At 69.6% G+C, this 21,095-nt stretch carries 18 protein-coding genes and 1 riboswitch; of the genes, 7 read left to right on the top strand and 11 right to left on the bottom strand.

Going from position 1 to position 21,095, the window contains the following annotated elements; genetic code table 11:
- Positions 1 to 157 precede the first annotated feature (157 nt).
- Together G7B67_RS09970 and G7B67_RS09965 are read left to right on the top strand one after the other, a co-directional pair.
- Positions 158 to 502 carry a carboxymuconolactone decarboxylase family protein gene (locus tag G7B67_RS09970; protein WP_166211668.1) on the top strand — a complete coding sequence of 115 codons (345 nt, stop codon included), beginning with the start codon at positions 158 to 160 and terminating at the stop codon, positions 500 to 502.
- A gap of 15 nt (positions 503 to 517) precedes the next feature.
- Positions 518 to 1,468: a PLP-dependent cysteine synthase family protein gene (locus G7B67_RS09965; protein WP_166211665.1), complete on the top strand. Its 951-nt coding sequence runs from the start codon at positions 518 to 520 to the stop codon at positions 1,466 to 1,468.
- A 25-nt stretch (positions 1,469 to 1,493) separates the two neighbouring features.
- On the opposite strand, the gene G7B67_RS09960 is transcribed toward G7B67_RS09965, so the two are convergent.
- From G7B67_RS09960 to G7B67_RS09925, 8 genes are all read right to left on the bottom strand, one after another.
- Positions 1,494 to 2,825 (bottom strand): sensor histidine kinase, encoded by a 1,332-nt coding sequence (locus tag G7B67_RS09960; RefSeq protein WP_166211662.1) that lies wholly within the window; start codon positions 2,823 to 2,825, stop codon positions 1,494 to 1,496.
- Position 2,826: 1 nt separating this feature from the next.
- Complete coding sequence (locus G7B67_RS09955) at positions 2,827 to 4,182, bottom strand: sigma-54-dependent transcriptional regulator (protein WP_166211659.1); 1,356 nt, start codon at positions 4,180 to 4,182, stop codon at positions 2,827 to 2,829.
- Positions 4,183 to 4,240: 58 nt separating this feature from the next.
- The gene (locus G7B67_RS09950) at positions 4,241 to 4,684 is read right to left on the bottom strand and encodes a PDZ domain-containing protein (RefSeq protein WP_166211655.1); all 444 of its coding nucleotides are present in this window, start codon (positions 4,682 to 4,684) and stop codon (positions 4,241 to 4,243) included.
- A 21-nt stretch (positions 4,685 to 4,705) separates the two neighbouring features.
- On the bottom strand, positions 4,706 to 5,941 hold the full coding sequence (locus G7B67_RS09945; protein ID WP_166211652.1) for an ABC transporter permease: 1,236 nt from the start codon (positions 5,939 to 5,941) through the stop codon (positions 4,706 to 4,708).
- 56 nt (positions 5,942 to 5,997) lie between these two features.
- On the bottom strand, positions 5,998 to 7,332 hold the full coding sequence (locus G7B67_RS09940) for an ABC transporter permease (protein ID WP_166211649.1): 1,335 nt from the start codon (positions 7,330 to 7,332) through the stop codon (positions 5,998 to 6,000).
- A gap of 91 nt (positions 7,333 to 7,423) precedes the next feature.
- Positions 7,424 to 8,146, bottom strand: coding sequence for an ABC transporter ATP-binding protein (locus G7B67_RS09935; protein WP_166211646.1), 723 nt, complete (start codon positions 8,144 to 8,146; stop codon positions 7,424 to 7,426).
- 52 nt (positions 8,147 to 8,198) lie between these two features.
- Positions 8,199 to 8,423 (bottom strand): hypothetical protein, encoded by a 225-nt coding sequence (locus tag G7B67_RS09930; RefSeq protein WP_166211643.1) that lies wholly within the window; start codon positions 8,421 to 8,423, stop codon positions 8,199 to 8,201.
- A 56-nt stretch (positions 8,424 to 8,479) separates the two neighbouring features.
- Positions 8,480 to 9,769 carry an efflux RND transporter periplasmic adaptor subunit gene (locus tag G7B67_RS09925; protein WP_166211640.1) on the bottom strand — a complete coding sequence of 430 codons (1,290 nt, stop codon included), beginning with the start codon at positions 9,767 to 9,769 and terminating at the stop codon, positions 8,480 to 8,482.
- A gap of 188 nt (positions 9,770 to 9,957) precedes the next feature.
- Between G7B67_RS09925 and glmS the strand changes: the two genes are divergently transcribed.
- Together glmS and G7B67_RS09915 are read left to right on the top strand one after the other, a co-directional pair.
- Positions 9,958 to 11,790: a glutamine--fructose-6-phosphate transaminase (isomerizing) gene (gene glmS / locus G7B67_RS09920; protein WP_166211637.1), complete on the top strand. Its 1,833-nt coding sequence runs from the start codon at positions 9,958 to 9,960 to the stop codon at positions 11,788 to 11,790.
- A 98-nt stretch (positions 11,791 to 11,888) separates the two neighbouring features.
- Complete coding sequence (locus G7B67_RS09915; protein ID WP_166211634.1) at positions 11,889 to 12,359, top strand: hypothetical protein; 471 nt, start codon at positions 11,889 to 11,891, stop codon at positions 12,357 to 12,359.
- A 182-nt stretch (positions 12,360 to 12,541) separates the two neighbouring features.
- Here G7B67_RS09915 and btuB read toward each other — a convergent pair whose 3' ends face one another.
- From btuB to G7B67_RS09900, 3 genes are all read right to left on the bottom strand, one after another.
- A complete protein-coding gene (gene btuB, locus G7B67_RS09910) occupies positions 12,542 to 14,425 on the bottom strand; it encodes a TonB-dependent vitamin B12 receptor (RefSeq protein WP_166211631.1) in 1,884 nt (627 codons plus the stop codon).
- 119 nt (positions 14,426 to 14,544) lie between these two features.
- Positions 14,545 to 14,769, bottom strand: a riboswitch (cobalamin riboswitch).
- Between the two features lie 62 nt (positions 14,770 to 14,831).
- Positions 14,832 to 15,239 carry a TfoX/Sxy family protein gene (locus G7B67_RS09905; RefSeq protein ID WP_243412326.1) on the bottom strand — a complete coding sequence of 136 codons (408 nt, stop codon included), beginning with the start codon at positions 15,237 to 15,239 and terminating at the stop codon, positions 14,832 to 14,834.
- Positions 15,236 to 15,769, bottom strand: coding sequence for a GAF domain-containing protein (locus G7B67_RS09900; protein WP_166211628.1), 534 nt, complete (start codon positions 15,767 to 15,769; stop codon positions 15,236 to 15,238). Before G7B67_RS09900 ends, G7B67_RS09905 begins: the two co-directional genes overlap by 4 nt.
- Before the next feature lie 75 nt (positions 15,770 to 15,844).
- Between G7B67_RS09900 and bioD the strand changes: the two genes are divergently transcribed.
- The 3 genes from bioD to G7B67_RS09885 all read left to right on the top strand — a co-directional run bounded on the left by bioD (position 15,845) and on the right by G7B67_RS09885 (position 21,015).
- The gene (gene bioD, locus G7B67_RS09895) at positions 15,845 to 16,513 is read left to right on the top strand and encodes a dethiobiotin synthase (protein ID WP_166211625.1); all 669 of its coding nucleotides are present in this window, start codon (positions 15,845 to 15,847) and stop codon (positions 16,511 to 16,513) included.
- Positions 16,514 to 16,650: 137 nt separating this feature from the next.
- The gene (locus G7B67_RS09890) at positions 16,651 to 17,853 is read left to right on the top strand and encodes an efflux RND transporter periplasmic adaptor subunit (protein ID WP_166211623.1); all 1,203 of its coding nucleotides are present in this window, start codon (positions 16,651 to 16,653) and stop codon (positions 17,851 to 17,853) included.
- A 3-nt stretch (positions 17,854 to 17,856) separates the two neighbouring features.
- A complete protein-coding gene (locus G7B67_RS09885; RefSeq protein WP_166211620.1) occupies positions 17,857 to 21,015 on the top strand; it encodes a multidrug efflux RND transporter permease subunit in 3,159 nt (1,052 codons plus the stop codon).
- The last annotated feature ends 80 nt before the right edge of the window (positions 21,016 to 21,095 follow it).

The raw sequence follows: 21,095 nt of genomic DNA, 5'->3' as shown, positions 1-21,095 counted from the left end.
CGGGTTGGACTCTGGGCGTGACGCGATCGGCCGCAGCGCTCACCGACGCCGTCCCAGGCTCAGAACCCCCGGCCGTAGCAACCGCGCGTACGGACCGTCGCCTGCACTGATCGCCCCTGGCGCCGCGCGCGACCGCGCCGCACACCGGAGAAGCCGCATGGACCATTCGCTGTATCCGCAGGCCACGCCCGAGCTGGCGCGCCTGCGCGCCCAATTCGCGCCCGCACCGTTACAGGCGTTCCAGGCCTTCAGCGAAGCGGTCTTCGCCGACGGTGCACTGCCGGTCGTGACCAAGCAGCTGATCGCGGTCGCGGTGGCGCACGTCACCCAGTGTCCCTACTGCATCAAAGGCCATACGCGCGCGGCGCTCAAGCACGGCGCGACCGGGCCGCAGCTCATGGAGGCGATCTGGGTCGCGGCCGAGATGCGCGCCGGCGGCGCCTACGCACACTCCACCCTGGCGCTGGACGCGATGCAGCACATGCATCCGTCCACGCCCTGACCCGCGGAGGTCCACATGCCCACGCGTTACACCGGGGTTTCGGCCTCCATCCTCGATGCGATCGGCGACACCCCGCTGCTCGAGCTCGAAGGCATCTTCGCCAAGGTCGAGTTCCTCAATCCATCCGGCTCGATCAAGGCGCGCATCGCGCGTTACATGATCGAGCGCGCCGAAGAGTCCGGTCTGCTCCAACCAGGCGACACCATCGTCGAGGCCACCAGCGGCAACACCGGCAACGCGCTGTCGATGGTCGCGGCGGTCAAGGGCTACCGGATGCTGGTGGTCATGCCCGAGGGCCTGTCCAGCGAACGCGTGGCGATCTCGCGCGCGTTCGGCGCCAAGGTGTTGTTCTGCGGCAACTTCCACGTCAACGCCGCGCTCGAGCGCGCCCGCGAACTGGGCCGGCAACCGGGCTATTTCTGCCCGAGCCAGTTCGAGTCGGAGTGGAACATCGAGGAAAACCGCCGCGTGCTCGGGCGCGAGATCCTCGCGCAGCTGCCGGCCGGGCGCCTGCCCGATGCGCTGGTCCTGGGCGTCGGCACCGGCGGCACCCTGATCGGCGTCGGCCAGGCGTTCCGCGAGGCCAACCCGCGGGTGCGCCTGTTCGCGATGGAGCCGTCGGAGTCCAGCACCATCCTGTGCGGGGAGATCGGCATGCACGACATCGAAGGGATTTCCGATGGCTTCGTCCCCGGCATCTTCCAGCGCAATGCGGCGCTGGTCAGCGACATCCTCGCCGTCTCCAGCGCGGACGCGGTGGCGGCGATGCGCCACCTGGCGCGTGCACACGGGTTGTTGTGCGGCCCCAGTTCCGGCGCACACCTGGTCGCGGCGCGGCGCGTGCGCGACCAGTTCCCCGAACTGCGCACGGTGGTGACGGCGTTCTGCGATGAAGGCGAAAAGTACCTGCACGAATATTTCATGCAGGCGCAACCCGATGCGGTCGGCCCCGCGCATTTCGGCTAGTGGGTTGCCGCCGGCGGCCCCGGTCTCAGTCCGGCAACACCAGGCTCACGCACAGGCCGCCACCGTCGCGGTTGAGCAGGGCGATGCGGCCGCCATGGGCCTCGGCGATTTCGCGCGCCAACGCCAATCCCAGCCCGGTGCCGCCACGCTTGGTCGAATAGAACGGCAGCAGCGCGTTGGCCAGCACCGCTTCGTTCATGCCCTGGCCGCGGTCGAGCACGTCGATCCGCCAGCCGCTGGACAGCCGCCGCAGCACCAGCCGCACTTCATCGGCGGGGGAGCCGGATTCGTGCGCGTTCTTGATCAGGTTCAACAGGCCCTGCTCGAGCTGCGCGGCATCGAAGCGCGCGGCATGCTCATCAATGATGCCTTCGGCGACGAAGTCCACCTGGCTGCGCAACTGGGAGAGGAAGCGCGACCACGGCACCGCTTCCAGTCGCGGCGAAGGCAGCTTGGCGAAGCGCGCGTAGTCGCGGATGAAGCCTTCCAGGTGGCGTGCGCGTTCCTCGATCGTCGCCAGCGCGGTGGGCAGGCGCTCGAGTTGCCCGCGACGCAGCAGTTCGGCGCCCGAATGCGCGAGCGAAGCGATCGGCGCCAGCGAGTTGTTGAGCTCGTGGCTGATGACGCGGATCACCTTCTTCCAGGTCTGCACCTCCTGGCGGTGCAGTTCGGCGGTGAGCTGGCGCAGCAGCACCAGTTCGTGGCGCCGTCCGTTGAGGCGGAAGTGGCGGCGGGCGAGGTGGTAGATCTCTTCGTTGCCGTTATCCAGGCCATCGGCGCCTTCGTCGAGCGTGAACATGCCGTCGCCGCCGCGTTCGAACGCATCGCGCACGGCATCCGGCGTCTGCGCCAGCAGCGCGTCGAAGTCCTGGCCCTCGAGCTTGCGGCCCTCGCCGAGCAGCTTGCGCGCAGCGATGTTGGCATGCACGACGCGGCGTGCAGGATCCACCAGCAGCATCGCCACCGGGGTGTTCTGCACCATGGTGTCGAGCAGCAGTTCGCGTTGCACCAGCGACAGCCGCTGTTCGCGCAGCGCTTCGCCGAGCGCATTGTGGCTGGCGACCAGTTCGCCCAGTTCGCCGCGGCCCGCCCACGCCAGCCCGAAGCCGTAGTCGCCGTCGCGATAGCTCGCCACGGTGCCGGCGAGGGCGCGGAACAACGAATGCATCGGCGCGAACGCGCGCCGCACGTGGTACACCAGCAGCGGCGCGAGGATCGCGAACGCCAGCAGTCCCGCCTGCCAGGGCCCGACCCGCAGCCACGACAGCAGCAGCGCCAATGCGATGCCCGCCGCCAGATAGGCCAGCGCGATCGCGGCGAACAACAGGCTCAGCGGAATGCGTTGGCGCAGGCGCATGTCAGTCGCGGTGCGCGCCCGGGCGCTCCATGCCGAAACGTTCCAGCCGCCGGTACAGCGCCTGTCGCGACAGCCCCAGGTCCGCCGCCGCCTGCGACACCACGCCGCCGCTGCGCTGCAGTGCCGCTTCGATCGCCGCGCGGTTGGGCTCCTCGCCGGTGGCCGACGCCGCGTGCTCGGCGCCGGCGGGCAGGCCCAGGTCGGCCGCGCCGAGCATCGCGCTGCGCGCGAGCAGCGAAGCACGCTGGATGGTGTTGCGCAGTTCGCGCACGTTGCCCGGCCAGCGATACGCGAGCAGCGCCCGCATCGCGTCGTCGCCGAACTGCTTGCCGGGCGGCAGGAAGTGCCGCGCCAGCGGCAGGATGTCGTCGGCGCGCTCGGCCAGCGGCGGCAACGCGAGTTCGATCGCGTTGAGCCGGTAGAACAGGTCTTCGCGGAATTGGCCGCTGGCGATCAGCGCACGCAGGTCGGCGTTGGTGGCGCTGACGATGCGCACCTTGACCTGCCGCTCGCGGTTGCCGCCCAGGCGCTGGAAGGCGCCGGTCTCGAGCACGCGCAGCAGCTTCACCTGCCCGGCCGGCGGCAGCGTGCCGATCTCGTCGAGGAACAGGGTGCCGCCGTCGGCGGCTTCGAATTTGCCTTCGCGCGCGCGCTGCGCGCCGGTGTAGGCGCCGGCTTCGCTGCCGAACAGTTCGGCTTCGATCAGTTCGCCCGGCAGCGCGCCGCAGTTCAGCGCCACGAACGGCCCGCTTTTTACCGCCGAGTTCGCGTGCACGATCTCGGCGATCTTTTCCTTGCCGGCGCCGTTGGGCCCGGTCACCAGCACCGGCAGGTCGGAGCGCGCGACCTGGCAGGCCAGCGCCAGCACCCGCTCGCTGGCGGCGTCGGCGAACACGAAACCGCGCAGGTCGTAGTCGCGCTCGAGCGCGTTGCGCCGGCGTTGTTCGCCGGAGCGATGGCGTGCGAGTTCGCGCCGGGCTTCCGACAATTCCAGCAGGTTGTTGACGGTCGCCAGCAGCTTGCGGTCGTCCCAGGGCTTGGCCAGGTAATCCGCGGCGCCGGCGCGCACCAGGTCGACCGCCGATTCCAGCGACGTCCACGCGGTGAGCAGGATCACCGGCAGGTCCGGATGGCAGGCGCGGATCTGCGCGAACAGCGCCACGCCCTCGTCGCCCGAGGTGGTGTCGGCATGGAAGTTCATGTCCTGCACCACGAGGTCGAATCGCTCGCGCGCGAGCAGCGCCAGGCCATCCTCGGGCGACGCCACGGCGCGGGTCGTGATGTCGTGCAGACAGAACAGCGTCTCCAGCGCGGTCGCCACCGCGGGGTTGTCGTCGATGACCAGGACGTTCGGCATGGGCGTCAGGATGCCATGGGGGCCGGTAAACGGCGGGGCGCGATCATCGCAGGCGGCGTCAGGGTCGCGGCGGTGGCGGTGGCGGCGGCGGTGGTGGTGGTGGCGCCGGTGCGCGTGGCACGCGGGGCGGGGCGGACATGCGGTACTCGGCCGGCGACCACACCAGGGTGGTTTCGTGACCGCCGCGACGCACGCGCAAGGCCAGCGCACCGGTCTGGCCGCGCAGCGCGCGCGTGACGTCTTCCACCTGCCGCGCCGCCCGGCCGTCGACGGCGAGGATGCGGTCGCCGCGACGCAGGCCGTGGAAGGGCTCGGGCTCGGCGCGGGTGACGACCACGCCGCTGTCGTTCTGCGAGTGCAGCGCCAGCGACGCGCCGTGGTCGCTCCAGCTGAAGTCGTCGACGCGGGTGTGGATCTCCTTCGCACTGGCGGCGGAGCCGGCGACCGTCGTGGCGACGGCGAGCAGCAGGCTCGCGGTCACGAGGGGAAAACGTCGCCTCATGGTCATCTCCCGAGGTGTTGGCTAGACGCTGCGGGTGGCGACGGCCGGCGGCACCGCCGCGGCGCGGCGCGCGGGACCGAGCACCGACACCTGCCCCAGCAACCACAGGGCGATGGCGCCGACCGGCAGGTAGATCGCCGGCAACCGCGGCAGTTCGTACTTGCCCATCAGCAGCTGGTTGATGCCGTAGGCCAGCATCATCCCCAGCACGATGCCGAGCGTGGCGAGCAGGAAGTTCTCGGTCTGGAAATAACGCAGGATCTGCCCGCGGGTCGCACCCAGCGCGCGACGCACCCCGATCTGCTTGGTGCGCTGCTGCACCCAGAAGCTGGCCAGGCCGACGATGCCCAGCGCCGTCACCACCAGCAATGCGACGATCACCGCCGCGAGCAGCCACACCATCGCGCGATCCTGCTGGTAGTACTTCGCGCGCAGCGCCTCGAAGGTCATGGTGTTGTCGGCCAGCACGATGCGGTTGGGTCCGTTGCGCTTGAGCGTCTCGATCGCCGCCTTGAGTACTTCGTCGCGGCGCGCGGGATCGGTGACGCGCAGGACGTAATTGCCGCCGGTGGTATAGGGCACGCGCAGCGGCAGGATCTCGGAATACTCATGCCCGGCTTCGCCGCCCTGGTCGCTGGGTCGCACCAGGTGCTCGACGACGCCGACGATCCGGATCGGATCATCGCCCCAGGTGTAGATCGACTTGCCCACCGCCGACTGTCCCGGGAACAGCTTGTCGGCCATGCTCCTGGTGATGATCATCGCCGGCAGCGCGATCTTCGCGTTGGGCGCGTTGAAGTCGTTCCACTGGACCAGCTCGTCGGGGGTGAAATTGCGCCCCGCGACCAGTTTCAGCCCGAAGGTGTCGAGGAAGTGGTCGTCGCCCATGTAGGTCGTCGCGCTGAGCGTGGGCTGCTGCTGGTCGTTGGTCATCGTCACCGAGCTGTTCCAGGACGAATTCACGAACGGCACCTGGTTGGTGACGATCGCATCGCGCACGCCGGGCAACGCCCGCAGCGCGGCCACGTCGGTCTTGGTGAGCGCATCCTCGTTCTCGTCCTTGCCGATGCCGGTGAGCTGCACGCGCACCAGCTCGTTCTCGGCCAGGCCGCTGACGCGATGCAGGCGGTCGATGCGGCTGCTGATCAGGAACAGGGCGTTGCAGACGATCGCGCAGCTCAGGGCGATTTCCAGCACGATCAGCGCGCTGGCGGTCTTGTGCCGGCGCAGGGTGGTCAGGATCGGGCGCAGTTCCATGGTGGTTCCTCGCGGGAATGCAGGGGTCGAAGGCGCGCGGCGTGCGTGTCGCGTGCCTACTGGGACTTGAGCTGGATGGCCGGCGCCACCTGGCAGGCGCGCCAGGCCGGCAGCACGCCGGCCAGCAGGCTGGCGACGATCGCGATCACGAAGGTGGTGACCAGCATCGGCACGTCCAGGTGCGCGAGCGCGTTGTAGCTGCTGGGCTGCTGCCGCACCGCCCACAGGCCGAGCACCGCCAGGCCCAGGCCGAGCACGCCGCCGACCAGTCCGATCGTGCCGGCTTCCACCAGGCACTGGGCGAAGATCGCCCGCCGCGATGCGCCCAGCGCGCGCCGCACGCCAATCTCGCTGCTGCGGCGCAGGAACTTCGCCAGCAGCAGCCCGACCGTATTGAGCAGGCACACCAGCAGGAAGCCGAACGCCAGCCACAGCTGCAGCCGCACGTCGCCCGGCACGATCTTGTTGAAGTCCAGCCAGGTCATCACGTCGCGCAGGCGCACGTTGGTCGGGCGCAGGTAACGGCCGCTGGCGCGCTGCTGGTCCGAATAGTTCACCAGGTACTGGCGGTAGGCGGCGACCTGCGCCGGCGTGTCCAGCTGCACCCAGTACTGGATCCAGGTGCAGGGCGCGTTGACGCCGCTTGCGCCTTCGGGATCGTCGTTGTCGTCCTTGTGGTCGTCCCAGCAGTCCATGCTGCCGCTGCGGTCCATGTCCAGGTCGCGCGACACGGTGAACGGCACGAACACCTGCTCCAGCTCGCCGAAGCGGTCGTTGTACATGTCGTAGAACTTCGGCGTCGGCCGCCACGGCGCCAGCACGCCGACGATGCGGAAGTCGTGCTGGTTGAGGCGCAGCATCTTGCCCACGCTGTTGGCGCCGCCGAACAGCTTCTTGTTCAGGTCGCTGGCGATCACCACCACCCGTTCGTGCTTGCCGTCCTCGATGGCCGACCAGCCGTTGCCGTACTGGAACGGCGCGTCGAACATCTGGAAGAAGTCCGACGACGTATAGCGCGCATCGGCATAGAACGGATCCATCGTGGTCGACTGCGCGCCCTGGCGCTGCGGCTCGACGCCGACGCTGCCGCCGGTCATCATCGCCTGGTGCACGCCGCGGTGCTGGCGCAGCAGCGCCTCGGCGTCGAAGCGTGTGACCTGGTCGGCCGGCTCCTCGCCGGGCGTATAGCCTTCCTTCGCCGCCGGGTCGAGCTGGACCACGAACAGCTTGTCGCTCTTCTGCGGGATCGGATCGCCGGACAGCACGTGGAACACCGTCAGCGTGGTCATGCTGGCGCCGATGCCCAGCGCGATGGCGAGCACCATCAATGCGGTCAGCGCCTTGTTGCGGCGGAAGCTGCGCAGCGCGAGGTCGAAGTAGTAGGCGAACATCTGGGTGCTCCGTGGGGCGGGCGTGGGCCCGCCGTGGTCATGCGTGTGCGCGTCGGCGCAAAGCCTGCGTCATGCCGGGTCGATCGTGCGGCTAACTGGCCGCGTCGGCGGACGCGCCGGCGAACGCGCGCCGCAGGCTCGGCTCCACGCTCAGGTCGGTGGCCATGCCGTCGACGATGTGCACGTTGCGCTGCGCGCGCGCGGCAAGCTCGGGGTCGTGGGTGACCATCACGATCGTCGTGCCCTGCGCGTTGATCTCTTCCAGCAGCTCCAGTACCCCGCGGGCCATCTGCGAGTCCAGGTTGCCGGTCGGCTCGTCGGCCAGCAGCAGGCGCGGGCTGCCGGCCAGCGCGCGCGCGATCGCGGCGCGTTGCTGCTGTCCGCCGGAGAGCTCGGCCGGGTAATGCTTCATGCGCGAGCCCAGGCCGACGCGCGCCAGCGATTCCTCGATCCGCTGCCTGCGCTCGCTGCCGCTCATGCCGCGATAGCGCAGGGGCACGTCGACGTTGTCGAACAGGTTCAGGTCCGGGATCAGGTTGAAGCTCTGGAAGATGAAACCGATCTTGCGGTTGCGCAGCCTGCTGCGGGCGTCGTCGGACATGCCGCGCACGTCCTCGCCGTCGAGTTTGTACTCGCCGCCGGTGAAGGTCTCCAGCAGCCCGGCGATGTTGAGGAAGGTCGTCTTGCCCGAGCCCGAGGGTCCGGTGACGGCGACGAACTCGCCTTCGCGCACGTGCAGGTCGAGCGCGCGCAGCGCATGGGTCTCGACGAGTTCGGTGCGGTAGACCTTGGTGACCTGGCGCATGTCGAGCATGGGACTGTCCTCTGGCTCTGGCCCTTCCCGGCAGCGGGAAGGTCGGGTGGGATTAGTGGATGCGGAACACGTCGGGCGCGGGCGTGGCCGGCAGGAACGCAGGCGCTGGCGGCCGGCGCACCGGGGATGCATTGGCGCTGTCTTCTATGCCGCTGCTGGAGGCATCGAATGCGAACAGCGGGTGCAGCCGCCGCGGGACGGCGTCGGCCAGTTGCTCGCTGGACCAGTGCAGCTGGGAGGGGAAATACATGGTGGCGTTGTCGCGCGGGTTGGACATGTCGCTCTCCAGGACCGTTCCTCGAAGATCACACGCTTCGGGAACCATGCTTGCGGTCACTGTCCCGAGATCCGGACGCGTTCGGCGTCGCCGAACTGGTCGCTGCCCGAGACGATGATGCGGTCGCCGGGTTGCACGCCTTCCAGCAGCTCGACCGCGTTGAGGCTGCTGACCCCGGTACGGATGCGCCGACGCACGGCCTGGTTGCCATCCATGACGTAGGCCACGCGCCCGCCGTCCTGTTCGACGAACGGACCGCGCTCGACCTGCATCACGTTGCGGCGCGTGTCGAGCACGATGCGCGCGCTCAGGCGCTGGTTCTGGCGCAGGCCGGGCGGCTGCTTGTCGGCGAAGCGCAGGCGCGCGGTGACTTCGCCATTGACGACTTCCGGCGAGACCGCCGAGACCGCGCCGGGATAGGGCTCGCCGTTGCCGCTGGTGAGCTGCGCCGGCATGCCGATCGCGAGGTCGCGCGCGAAGCTCTCCGGCACCTTGATCTCGACCTCGAACTTCGACAGGTCGACCACGCTCAATACCGGCGCGTTGATCGCGACGTTGGCGCGCTGCGCGACCTGCACCTGGCCGACCTGGCCGTCGAAGGGGGCGCGCAGCGTCAGCGCGTCGACCTGGCGCTGCAGTTCACCGACGACCGCGCGCTGGCGGTCGGCGAGCAGGTGTTTGTTGCGCGTATCCAGTCCCGCGCCCTGGCCCTGCAGGATGTAGTCCTCGCGCGCATGCGAGACGCCGATCTGGGTCTTCTTGAGGTTGTCCTGCGCCCGGGCAACGTCGATCTGCGGCACCGCGCCGCCGGCGAAGCCGCGCTGGTTGCGTTCCAGGTCGCGCTGCGCGGCGACTTCGTCGATCTGCGCCTGGTCGAGCAGCTTGCGCGCGTTGGAGCGAGCCAGCTGCGCATCGAGCGCCGCGCGGCTGGCTTCGGCTTCCAGGCTGGCGAGGGTGGCCTGCTCCTGCGCCAGCTGGCTGCGCAGTTCCGGGCTGTCGATCTCGGCCAGCGCCTGGCCCTGCTTGACCACGTCGCCGGCGACCACGTGCAGCGTCACCGTGCCGCCGGCGATCGCGTACAGGGTCGGGCTGTTGGAAGCGATCACGCGGCCGTCGGCGGAGATGTCGCGCACCAGGTCGCCGCGGGTGACGGTGGCGATGCGCACGCGGCTGGCGTCGAACGAGCGGCTGCCGCCGGCCCAGCCCGACAGCAGCCAGGCGATCAGCAGCAGGCCGGCCACGCCCAGCGCGCCGCCGACCAGCCACGGGCGGCGTTGGCGCCACTGCCGGCCGCGCGCGGTGGAGGCGACGGGGATGTCCTGGGCGGAGGTATCGCGGATGCTCATGCGGCGGCGGGCGTCGTCGGTGCGTGTTGGCGGAGTGAAAAGCAGGATGCGTGCCAACGCCAAAGGGTTGAATCCATTGGGCGGACGGGCGTGTCCGGGTGTCCGCGGACACCGCACGCTGTCCGCCGGACACATCGCCCATTCACGCCGCGCCGCTACACTGCGCGCTGGCCTCCGGAGTGCAGTCCATGTGCGGCATCGTCGGCGCGATCGCGGATCGCGATGTGGTTCCCCTGCTGATCGACGGCCTCAAGCGGCTGGAATACCGCGGCTATGATTCGGCCGGCATCGCCATCCTGGGCGACACCTGCGTACGCCGGGTGCGCCGCACCGGGCGCGTGGCGGAAATGGAGTCCGCCGCCCTTGCGGAGTCCTTCGTGTCCCCGCTCGGCATCGGCCACACCCGCTGGGCCACCCACGGCGGCGTCACCGAGAACAACGCGCACCCGCACATCAGCCATGGCGAGCTGGCGCTGGTGCACAACGGCATCATCGAGAACCACGAGCAGCAGCGCGCGCGGTTGCAGGCGCTGGGCTATGAGTTCGAGTCGCAGACCGACACCGAGGTCGTGGCCCACCTCATCCACCATTACCGCGCGCAGGGCGCGAGCCTGCTGCAGGCGCTGCAGACCGCGGTGCGCGACCTCGACGGCGCCTACGCGATCGCGGTGATCGACCAGCGCGATCCCTCGCGCATGGTCGCCGCGCGCATGGGTTGCCCGCTGCTGGTGGGCCTGGGCGACGGCGAGAACTTCGTCGCTTCCGACGTCTCGGCGATCGTGTCCTCGACCCGGCGGGTGATCTTCCTGGAGGAGGGCGACACCGCCGAGCTCACGCGCGAAGGCGTCGCGGTGTTCGATACCGACGGCACGCCGGTGCAGCGCGAGGAACACCTGTCCGACGTCTCGCTGGCCTCGCTGGAGCTGGGTCCGTACCGGCACTTCATGCAGAAGGAAATCCACGAGCAGCCGCGCGCGATCGCCGACACCATCGAGGCCTTGATGGGCGTGGGCGGATTCGCGCCGGAGCTGTTCGGCGCCGATGCGGCGGAGGTCCTGCGCGACGTCGACAGCGTGCAGATCCTCGCCTGCGGCACCAGCTATTACGCCGGACTCACCGCGCGCTACTGGATCGAGGGCATGGTCGGTATTCCCTGCGCCGTCGAGGTGGCGAGCGAATACCGCTACCGCACCGCGGTCGCGAATCCGCGGCAGCTGATCGTGACGATCTCCCAGTCCGGCGAAACGCTGGACACGATGGAAGCGCTGAAATACGCCAAGTCGCTCGGGCATGCGCGCACGCTGTCGATCTGCAACGTGCCCGAAAGCGCGATCCCGCGCGCGAGCCGGCTCGTGTACCACACCCGCGCCGGCGCGGAGATCGGCGTGGCCTCGACCAAGGCGTTCACGACGCAGCTGGTCGCGCTGTTCACGCTCACCGCCACCCTGGCGAAGTTGCGCGGGAAGCTGGCCGCGCTGCAGGAGGCCGAGCTGCTCGAAGCCCTGCGCCACTTGCCCGGCAGCGTGCAGCACGCCCTGAACCTGGAGCCGCAGATCGCGGTGTGGGCCGAACGCTTCTCGCCCAGGCAGCACGCGCTGTTCCTGGGGCGCGGCGTGCATTACCCGATCGCCCTGGAAGGCGCGCTCAAGCTCAAGGAGATCTCCTACATCCACGCCGAGGCCTATCCGGCCGGCGAGCTGAAGCACGGTCCGCTGGCGCTGGTCGACAAGGACATGCCGGTGGTGGTGATCGCGCCCAACGACAGGCTGCTGGAGAAGGTGAAGTCGAACATGCAGGAAGTGCGCGCGCGTGGCGGCGAGCTGTTCGTGTTCACCGACGCCGACAGCCAGTTCGGTGAATCCGAGGGCGTGCACGTGATCCGCACTCCGCGCCATGTCGGCGTGCTGTCGCCGATCGTGCACACGATCCCGGTGCAGTTGCTCGCCTACCACACCGCGCTCGCACGCGGCACCGACGTCGACAAGCCGCGCAATCTCGCCAAGTCGGTCACGGTCGAATAGCGCCCGCGGCCGCGTCTGGCAGTCGGCGCGCGCGGCTGCCAACACGGCGCAAAACAACCGGACTACGCTCGGGTCGTCGGCAACGATCGGGGGCGTCGATGGACGGTGGAATCACCTGCGGCGCGCAGGCGCAACTGTGGCAAGCGTTGGTGCACGATGCGGGCGCGCGGCTGCATGCGCCGCTGGACGAATCGCGCGAAAGCTACCTGGTGTTCGTGTTGTTGCGCTTCCAACGCGACGACAGCCTGCTGGCGCGCACGCTGGCACTGGAATGGCTGGCCGCGCAGGCGAACATCGGCAGCGCGCGCGCTGATGCGCTGCGCGATGTCGGCGATCGTTGCCTGCTGATCGCGGGGCTCTATCCCGGGATGGCCGAACGGCGACGGGTGAGCGGGGACTACTTCATCGACCTGGGTCGCGGCGCGTATTTCGAAGTGGCGCAGGCCAGCCGCAATGCCTATGCCGCGCTGTTCGAGGAACTCGCGCGCAGCTACCGGGAGCTGGTGCGGACGCTACGTGCGTTGCGCCTGGTGGACGCGCCGCCACTGCACGGCAGGCTGCATTCGTAACCACCGCGCAAGCGCCCGTCGCAGGGGCGCTCCTTGTAGAACGCTCCCGGTAGGAGCGGCTTCAGCCGCGAGCTCCTGCCTGGGACGGCCCCGCCGGAAAAGCTCGCGGCTGAAGCCGCTCCTCGCGGAGGGCGCGCGCGCCTGCGAAGCGCCGTTCCTGGACGGAACGGCGTCGCCTGGGCTCAGTCGGCCGCGCGCCAGCGTAGGGTCAGCGCGAATTCGCGGCCGGGCTGGGTGTAATACGCGGCGGTCTCGTAGTTGCGGTCGAAGGCGTTGCGCAGTTCCGACTGCAGCACCCAGTGCGTGGCAAGCGCGCGCTCGGCGCGCAGGTCGAGCGTGGCGTAGCCCCCGACGCGCAGGGTGTTGGCGACATCGTCGTAGCGCGCGCCCTCGGCGATCCAGCTCGCGCCCAGGCGCCAGGCGCCGAATGCGCGATCGAGATCAACCCGGGCGCTCCGTCGCGCGCGACGCGGCAGCAGCCTGCCGTCGTTACCGGCGCTGCGGTTGCGCGGATCGAGCGCGCTCGCCTGTCCGGACAGCTCCCAGCCGGCGATCGTCGCGCCCGCGGTCAATTCGGCGCCACGGATGCGGGCGCTGTCGAGGTTGTTGGCGACGAACAGCATCGGGTCGTAGGTGATCAGGTCATCGATCGTGGTCTGGTAGCCATTGAGCTGCCAATGCCAGGCGGACAGGCGCTGCGCGAGGCCGAGTTCGACGCTGCGCGAGGTTTCCGGGCGCAGCGCGGTGTTTCCGTAATACGGGTAATACAGCTCGTTGAAGGTCGGCGCCTTGAACGCGGTCCCGGCATTGGCGGTGACGCGCAGCCCGTGCGCCATGTCCAGGCCCCAGGCGAGGCTGCCGGTGCCGTGGCCGCCGAACTGATCGTTGTCGTCATGGCGCAGCGAAGCCTGCAGGTCGTTGCGCCCGAAGCGGCCCTGGTACTGCACGAAGCCGGCGCGATTGCCGCGCGACCTGTCGAAGTTGGTGAACAGGCTGGCGGTGGCGCCGCGATCGCGCGACCAGTCGTAGCCGAGGGTCAGCAGTTGCGTCGCGGCGAGCGTGATGTCGCCCTGCAGCGAAGCGGTATCACGCGTGCTGTCGAAGCGGTCGACGTAGGCGTCGCCAAGGAAGTCGCGCGAGGCGTCGACGTTGCGGCCGACCACGAACTGCAGTGAAGCGCGTCCGCCCGCTGCGTAGCGCAGCTTGCCCTGCAGCACCTGCTGCACCGTGTCCGAAGCATCGGGCAGGCCGAAGTCCGGGTTGGCGTCGTAGTCGTTATGGCCTTCGTTGCGCAACGCATTGGCTTCCAGCGTCAATGCGTCGCTGGCATGGACGCCGCCGCGCAACGCCAGCGACGCACGCCGATAGCCGTCGCGGTCCGGGTCGGGTGTGTCGTCGCCACAGCCGGCGTACGTGGGCGCGCCGATGCCGCGGCACACGTTGATGCCGTCGCTGCGCTGCCAGCCGGCGTCCGCGCCGAACCAGCCGCGCGCAGATGCGGCGTCGAGCCCGGCACCGGCCTCGCGCAGGCCATGGCTGCCGACGCCGACGTGCAGGCGCGGATCGACGCCTGCGGTGGTGCGGCGGCGGGTGAAGATCTGGATCACGCCGCCGATCGCTTCGGAACCGTACAGGCTCGAGCGCGGGCCACGCACGATCTCGATGCGGTCGATGCTGTCCAGCGGAATGTCCTGCAACGCGGTCAGGCCGGAAGTCGATGAACCCACGCGCACGCCATCGACCAGGAACAGCGTCTGGTCCGATTCGGTGCCGCGCAGGAACAGCGTCGTCAACTTGCCCAGACCGCCCTGGTTGACCAGGTTGATGCCGGCGCGGCCGCGCAGCAGTTGCGGCAGCGAGTGCGCCTGGCTGCGGTCGATGTCATCACGGTCGATGACGTCCACCGCGGCCAGCGACTGGTCGACGGTGAGTGCGGTGCGGGTGGCGGTGACCGTGATCTGGTCGAGATCGGTGGCGGCAGCGCCGTCGTCGGCGAAGGCACACGCCGGCAGGGACAGTGCGATGGCGGCGGCAAGCAGCCGTAAACGGGTTTGATGCAATTGCATGAGTATTCTCCAGCGCGCACGCCCGCGCGCATCGACGTCGAGGGAGTCGCGTGTGGAGGGTTGTGCAAGCGAAGGGCCGCGCAACAGCGACGGCACGCCGCCGCAATGCCCGCCGCATCGCAACCAGTGACTTCGTGGCCGGTCTCCGGACTCGCGAGTGGGAGTGCATTCCCGGCCGTGACGCCTTCCCATGCGCAAGCACAGTGGCGGATGTCGCGGCTTGTCTCGCTTACCGTTGCGGGGGCAGTGCCGGACTGGCGGGCGTGGGCCCGTGTCACCGGCTTCCCGTTTCAACCCGTGGACGGCAGCGCCGCCGGCGGGTCACCTCGAAGCGCGCGCAGTCTATGCGACCGCGCGCGGCGTGGCAAAACAAATCCCGGCGCGCCAACGGCAAGCCGCGGCGGACTCACTCCTGCGAGGAGGGCTCCGCATCGTCGAACAGCGCCAGGCCGTCACCGCCATGGGCGTCGTCGTCGGCGTCCGGCGACATCATCGTCGTGGTCACCGGTCCCGCTGCAGGCCGGTTGCGCGGCGTGGGCAGCAGCGCGATCTTGCCTTCGGCCTGGCTGACGAGCTCGTTGCGGCGTGCATCGGGGACTTCCTGCCAATGGCAATCCAGCAGCGCGCCTTCCAGCGCGTACAGCAGGTTGAGGCTGGGTTTGAAGCCGGCGCGCTTGACCCGCATGAAGGCATCCACCGCGCCGACGCCGGCAAGATCCTCGCGCGAACGCAGGCCGACCTGGCGCAGCCACGCCGCCGACTTCGGGCCGATGTTGCGCAGCTTGGGCTGCGCGCTCTTGTCGGTGGAGCTCACGGTGACACGCCCGCTTCGAGCACGCCCGCTTCGAGCACGCCCGCCTCGAGCGCGCACGCGTCGAGGAAGCAGCGGGCCAGCGCTTCCATGCCGGCCTGGTCGTCGCCATCGAAGCGACCCGGCACCGGGCTGTCGATGTCGAATACACCGATCAACGCGTCGCCGTCGTACAGCGGCACCACCAGTTCCGAGCGCGAGGCCGAGTCGCAGGCGATATGGCCCGGGAACGCATTGACGTCTTCGACGCGCTGCGTGCGGCGGGTGCGCGCCGCGGCGCCGCACACGCCCTTGTCCAGTGGAATGCGCACGCAGGCGGGCAGGCCCTGGAAGGGACCGACGACCAGCTCGGTACCGTCGAAGAAATAGAAGCCCACCCAATTGAGCTGCGGCAGCGCGTGGTAGACCAGCGCCGACAGGTTGGCGGCGTTGGCGATCCGGTCGCGTTCGCCGTGCAGCAGGCCGCGCGCCTGCGCCAGCAGTTGCGCGTATTGCTCGGGCTTGGTGCCGGACAGGGAAGCGGTGGCGAACATCGCGCGAGTCTACCGCAGCGGCCGCAGGGTGCCGCCGGGATGCAGGGCGCCACGAGCGGTTGCTAGCATGTGGCGATGCAAGGGATGTACGTCACCGGCACCGATACCGGCATCGGCAAGACCCGCGTCAGCACCGCGCTGCTGCATGCCCTGCGCGCGCGCGGGCTGCGGGCGGCCGGGATGAAGCCGGTCGCCAGCGGCTGCGAGGCGACCGCCGCCGGCTGGCGCAACGAGGACGCGCTGGCGCTGCAGGCGGCGAGCGATCCGGTGCCTGCCTACGAGGACCTCAATCCCTACGCGCTGCCGCTGCCGCTGGCGCCGGAACTGGCCGCGCGCGACGCCGGGGTCCAGATCGACCTCGCCCGCATCCTCGCCGCCCATGCGCGGCTGCAGGTGCAGGCCGACACCCTGGTGGTCGAAGGCGTCGGTGGCTGGGATGCGCCACTGTCGGCAACGCTGCGCCAGGTGGACGTGGTGCGCGCGCTGGATCTTCCGGTCGTGCTGGTGGTCGGCCTGCGGCTGGGGTGCCTGAACCACGCGATCCTGAGCGCACGCGCCATCGCCGCCGATGGCTGCCGGTTGCTGGGCTGGATCGGCAATGCGATCGATCCTGGCATGGAGCGACGGGAGGACCAGCGGCCGATGCTGCAGGCGCGGATCCCGGCGCCCTGCCTGGGCTGGCTGCCGCACGCGCCGGAGGCCGACCCGGCGGCATTCTCGCGTTTGCTGACCATTCCCGACTGACCACGCCCCGGGGCGGGTGCGTCGCCAGCACTTCTGGCACGGGCGCCGCCGGGCACCCAGCCTATACTGCGCAGTTCAGAAAATACGCCCCATCCTGCTGAGCGCTCCCGCCGGAGCCTCGATCCGGAGCCCCGCCGATGACCCCTGTCCGCCACGCACTGGCCATGGCCGCCCTTTTCGCCCTCGTCCTCGCCGGCTGCGGCAAGGGCCAGCCGCAAGCCGGCGCCGGTGGGCCGGGCGGCCAGATGCCGCCACCGGAAGTGGGCGTGATCACCGCCAAGGCCACCGACGTGGCGCTGCAGCAGCAGCTGGTCGGACGGCTCGCGCCCTATCGCAGCGCCGACGTGCGCGCGCGCGTGCCGGGCGTACTGCAGCGGCGCGTGTACGAGGAAGGCAGCGACGTGCGCGAGGGCCAGGTGCTGTTCCTGATCGACCCGGCGCAGCTGCAGGCCGCGCTCGGGCAGAGCGAGGCCGCGCTGGCGCAGGCGCAGGCGACCTATGCCAACGCCAAGTCCTCCGCCGATCGCGCGCGCCAGCTGCTGCCGCAGAAATACATCTCGCAGTCGGACTACGACAACGCCATCGCCGCCGAACGCAGCGCCGGCGCGTCGGTGCAACAGGCCAAGGCCGGGGTGGAGACCGCGCGCATCAATCGCGGCTATGCCAACGTGCGCGCGCCGATCAGCGGCCGCGCCGGCAAGCAGCAGGTGACCGAGGGCGCGCTGGTCGGGCAGGGCGACGCGACACTGCTGACCACCGTCGACCAGATCGATCCACTGTACGTCAACTTCTCGATGAGCGTCGCCGAGCGCGAACGCATCAAGGCCGCCGGTGGCGACGCCGCCGAGCCGAAGGTGCAGGTGGTCCTGCCCGACGGCACGCCCTACGACCAGCCCGGCAGCCTGGATTTCTCCGGCGACGTGGTCGATCCCGCGACCGGCGCGGTGTCGCTGCGCGCGCGCATCCCCAATCCCGACAAGCGGCTGCTGCCGGGCACCTTCGTCACCGTGGTGGCGGCGCTGGGCGAACGCGGGCATGCCTTCCTGGTCCCGCAGGTCGCGGTGCAGCGCGATGCCGCCGGCGCCTACGTGCTGGTGGTCGGCAACGACGGCAAGGTCGCGCGCAAGGACATCAGCACCGACCGCGCCCAGGGCAGCAGCTGGGTCGTGAGCAAGGGGATCGTCGACGGCGACAAGATCATCGTCTCCGGCATCCAGCGCGCGCAGCCCGGGCAGCCGGCGAAAGCCGTCCCCGCCGCACCGGCGACGCCGGGCGCCGCAGCCCCGGCCAAGCCCGCCGCGAATCCCGGCGCCAACACCGCCAGCGCCGGGCAGGCCTGAGCCATGTCGCGCTACTTCATCGAGCACCCGGTCTTCGCCTGGGTGATCGCGATCCTGATCGTGATCGCCGGCCTGCTGTCGATCGGCACCCTGGGCGTGGAGTCCTATCCCAACATCGCGCCGACCCAGGTCGGGGTGCAGGCCAATTATCCGGGCGCCAGCGCCGAGACCACCGAGCGCGCGGTCACCCAGATCATCGAGCAGCAGCTGACCGGCATCGACAACCTCGATTACTTCAGCGGCTCGTCCAGCTCCAGCGGCGGCTCGTCGATCAACATCACCTTCAAGCCCGGTACCGATCCGGATACCGCGCAGATGCAGGTGCAGAACAAGGTCGCGCAGGCGACCCCGCGCCTGCCCAGCGAGGTGGTGCAGCAGGGCGTCACGGTGGCCAAGGCCAACCCGGGCTTCCTGATGGTGGTCGCGGTGAAGTCGAGCAACCCGGCCATTGGCCGCGACCAGCTGTCCGACCTGCTCGCCTCGCGCGTGGTCGACCAGATCGCGCGCGTGCCCGGCGTCGGCAGCACCCAGCTGTTCGGCGGCGAATACGCCATGCACATCTGGCTCAACCCCGACCAGCTGCACGCCTACGGGCTGTCGGCCAGCCAGGTGCTGGCGGCGGTGCGTGGGCAGAACGTGCAGTTCTCCGCCGGCGCCGTCGGCGGCGAGCCGTCGCCGTCGTCGCAGATGTTCACCGCCTCGGTCTCGGCCGAAGGCCGCTTCAGCACGCCCGAACAGTTCGAGCAGATCCTGCTGCGCACCGATCCCAGCGGCGCGACCGTTCGGCTGAAGGATGTCGCGCGGGTGGAACTGGCAGGCTCGGCGCAGGGCTTCGACCTGAAGTGGAACGGCACGCCCGCCGCCGGTTTCGCGGTGCAGCTCGGGCCGGGCGCCAACGCGCTGGCCGTCGCCGGTGCGGTCAAGCAGCGCATGGATGAGCTGCAACCGAGCTTCCCGGCCGGCGTGCAGTGGTTCACGCCTTACGACAGCTCGACCTTCGTGAAGATCTCCATCCACGAGGTGGTGAAGACGCTGGCCGAAGCGATGGTGCTGGTGTTCCTGGTGATGCTGCTGTTCCTGCAGAACCTGCGCGCGACGCTGATCCCGACGCTGGTGATCCCGGTGGCGCTGCTGGGCACGTTCCTGGGCATGAAGCTGATCGGCTTCACCATCAACCAGCTCAGCCTGTTCGGCATGGTGCTGGCGATCGGCATCGTGGTCGACGACGCGATCGTGGTGATCGAGAACGTCGAACGGATCATGACCGAGGAGAAGTTGTCGCCCTACCAGGCCACGATCAAGGCGATGCACCAGATCAGCGGCGCGGTGATCGCAATTACCATCGTGCTGGCGGCGGTGTTCGTGCCCAGCGCGTTGCAGGCCGGCAGCGCGGGCGCGATCTACAAGCAGTTCGCGCTCACGATCGCGATGGCGATGGTGTTCTCGGCCTTCCTCGCGCTGGGGTTCACGCCGGCGTTGTGCGCCAGCCTGCTCAAGCCGACCGCGCACCACGAGAGCCGCAACCCGGTCTTCCGCGGCTTCAACAAGGTCTACGGCTGGCTCAGCAACACCTACGTCGGCCACATCGGCAGCGCGGTGCGGCATGCGCCGCGCTGGATGATCGTGTTTGCCGGGCTTGCGGTGGCCTGCGTGTGGCTGTTCACGCGCATGCCCGGCAGCTTCCTGCCCGAGGAAGACCAGGGCTACGCGCTGGCGATCGTGCAGCTGCCGCCGGGGGCCACCCTGCGCCGCACCGACGCGGTGTTCGAGCAGGTGCGCGCGGCGATGGAGAAGCAGGAAGGCTTCGAGGGGATGATGCAGGTCGCCGGCTTCAGCTTCGTCGGCCAGGGCGAGAACGTCGGCATGGCCTTCATCAAGCTCAAGCCCTGGAGCGAGCGCAAGGTCAGCGCGACCGAGTTCATCCAGAAGGCGAACATGGCGCTGTTCCCGATCCGCGACGCGCAGATCTTCGTGTTGAACCTGCCGACGGTGAACGGGTTGGGCCAGTTCGGCGGCTTCGACATGTACCTGCAGGATCGCAGCGGCCAGGGCCGCGAGGCGCTGTCGCAGGCGCTGGGCACGCTGATGGGCGCGGCAAGCCAGAACAAGACGCTGGTCGGCGTGCGGCCGAACACGCTCGCCGATGCGCCGCAGCTCAAGCTCGACGTCGACCGCGTGCAGGCGCAGTCGATGGGCCTGTCGGTGGGCGACATCTACAGCGCGATCCAGCTGATGCTGGCGCCGGTGTACGTCAACGACTTCGTCCAGGGCGGGCGCGTCAAGCGCGTCACCATGCAGGCCGATGCGCCGTATCGCACCGGCGCCGATTCGCTGTCGCACTTCTACACGCCGGTGAACGGCGCCGCCGGCAACGGGTCGTCCGCAAGCGGCAGCGACGCCGTGCCGACGATGATCCCGTTGACCAACGTCGTCGATTCCAAGTGGACCGTCGCGCCGCCGACGCTGACCCGCTACAACGGCTTCGCCGCGGTGGAAGTCGTCGGCGCGCAGGCGCCGGGCCACAGCTCCGGCGAAGCGATGGAGGCGATGCAGACGATCGTCGACAAGCAGCTGCCCGCGGGCTTCGGTTACGACTGGGCCGGGCAATCGCACCAGGAGCTGCTGTCCGGCAGCCAGACGACGATGCTGATGATCCTGTCGATCGTGGTCGTCTTCCTGTGCCTGGCGGCGTTGTACGAAAGCTGGTCGGTGCCGGTGTCGGTGCTGCTGGTGGTGCCGGTCGGCGTGCTCGGTGCGGTGGCGCTGTCGATGATCCGCGGCTTGCCCAACGACATCTACTTCAAGATCGGCCTGATCACGGTGATTGGCCTGGCGGCGAAGAACGCGATCCTGATCGTCGAATTCGCCATCCAGGAGCGCAGCGCCGGCAAGCCGCTCGGCGTGGCGGTGGTGGAGGCGGCCAAGCTGCGCCTGCGGCCGATCCTGATGACGTCGCTGGCCTTCATCATGGGCGTGCTGCCGTTGGCGATTTCCAGCGGCGCCGGCGCCAACGCGCGCCACGCGATCGGCACCGGCGTGATCGGCGGCATGCTCGCGGCGACCTTCCTCGGCCTGCTGTTCATCCCGCTGTTCTACACCGTCGTGCGCCGGCTGCTGGGCGACAAGCTCGACAGCGTGCCGGTCGAGGTCAAGCGGACCTAGGGCGGACAACGCCGTGTGATGCACGGTCGGCGCGCGGACCTGGAGCCGCGCGCCGACATTAAAAACATTTCATGCGACGG

This window comes from Cognatiluteimonas telluris (assembly GCF_011320095.1).
Classification (GTDB): Bacteria; Pseudomonadota; Gammaproteobacteria; order Xanthomonadales; family Xanthomonadaceae; genus Cognatiluteimonas; species Cognatiluteimonas telluris.
The sequence above is the reverse complement of the archived record's forward strand: the minus strand, read 5'-3'. Positions and strand labels throughout refer to the sequence as shown.

Bases quoted from the DNA above. Each gene is read 5' to 3' on its own strand.
- G7B67_RS09970 (WP_166211668.1), top strand. From the start codon at position 158: ATGGACCATTCGCTGTATCCGCAGGCCACGCCCGAGCTGGCGCGCCTG.
- G7B67_RS09965 (WP_166211665.1), top strand. From the start codon at position 518: ATGCCCACGCGTTACACCGGGGTTTCGGCCTCCATCCTCGATGCGATC.
- G7B67_RS09960 (WP_166211662.1), bottom strand. From the start codon at position 2,825: ATGCGCCTGCGCCAACGCATTCCGCTGAGCCTGTTGTTCGCCGCGATC.
- G7B67_RS09955 (WP_166211659.1), bottom strand. From the start codon at position 4,182: ATGCCGAACGTCCTGGTCATCGACGACAACCCCGCGGTGGCGACCGCG.
- G7B67_RS09950 (WP_166211655.1), bottom strand. From the start codon at position 4,684: ATGAGGCGACGTTTTCCCCTCGTGACCGCGAGCCTGCTGCTCGCCGTC.
- G7B67_RS09945 (WP_166211652.1), bottom strand. From the start codon at position 5,941: ATGGAACTGCGCCCGATCCTGACCACCCTGCGCCGGCACAAGACCGCC.
- G7B67_RS09940 (WP_166211649.1), bottom strand. From the start codon at position 7,332: ATGTTCGCCTACTACTTCGACCTCGCGCTGCGCAGCTTCCGCCGCAAC.
- G7B67_RS09935 (WP_166211646.1), bottom strand. From the start codon at position 8,146: ATGCTCGACATGCGCCAGGTCACCAAGGTCTACCGCACCGAACTCGTC.
- G7B67_RS09930 (WP_166211643.1), bottom strand. From the start codon at position 8,423: ATGTCCAACCCGCGCGACAACGCCACCATGTATTTCCCCTCCCAGCTG.
- G7B67_RS09925 (WP_166211640.1), bottom strand. From the start codon at position 9,769: ATGAGCATCCGCGATACCTCCGCCCAGGACATCCCCGTCGCCTCCACC.
- glmS (WP_166211637.1), top strand. From the start codon at position 9,958: ATGTGCGGCATCGTCGGCGCGATCGCGGATCGCGATGTGGTTCCCCTG.
- G7B67_RS09915 (WP_166211634.1), top strand. From the start codon at position 11,889: ATGGACGGTGGAATCACCTGCGGCGCGCAGGCGCAACTGTGGCAAGCG.
- btuB (WP_166211631.1), bottom strand. From the start codon at position 14,425: ATGCAATTGCATCAAACCCGTTTACGGCTGCTTGCCGCCGCCATCGCA.
- G7B67_RS09900 (WP_166211628.1), bottom strand. From the start codon at position 15,769: ATGTTCGCCACCGCTTCCCTGTCCGGCACCAAGCCCGAGCAATACGCG.
- bioD (WP_166211625.1), top strand. From the start codon at position 15,845: ATGCAAGGGATGTACGTCACCGGCACCGATACCGGCATCGGCAAGACC.
- G7B67_RS09890 (WP_166211623.1), top strand. From the start codon at position 16,651: ATGACCCCTGTCCGCCACGCACTGGCCATGGCCGCCCTTTTCGCCCTC.
- G7B67_RS09885 (WP_166211620.1), top strand. From the start codon at position 17,857: ATGTCGCGCTACTTCATCGAGCACCCGGTCTTCGCCTGGGTGATCGCG.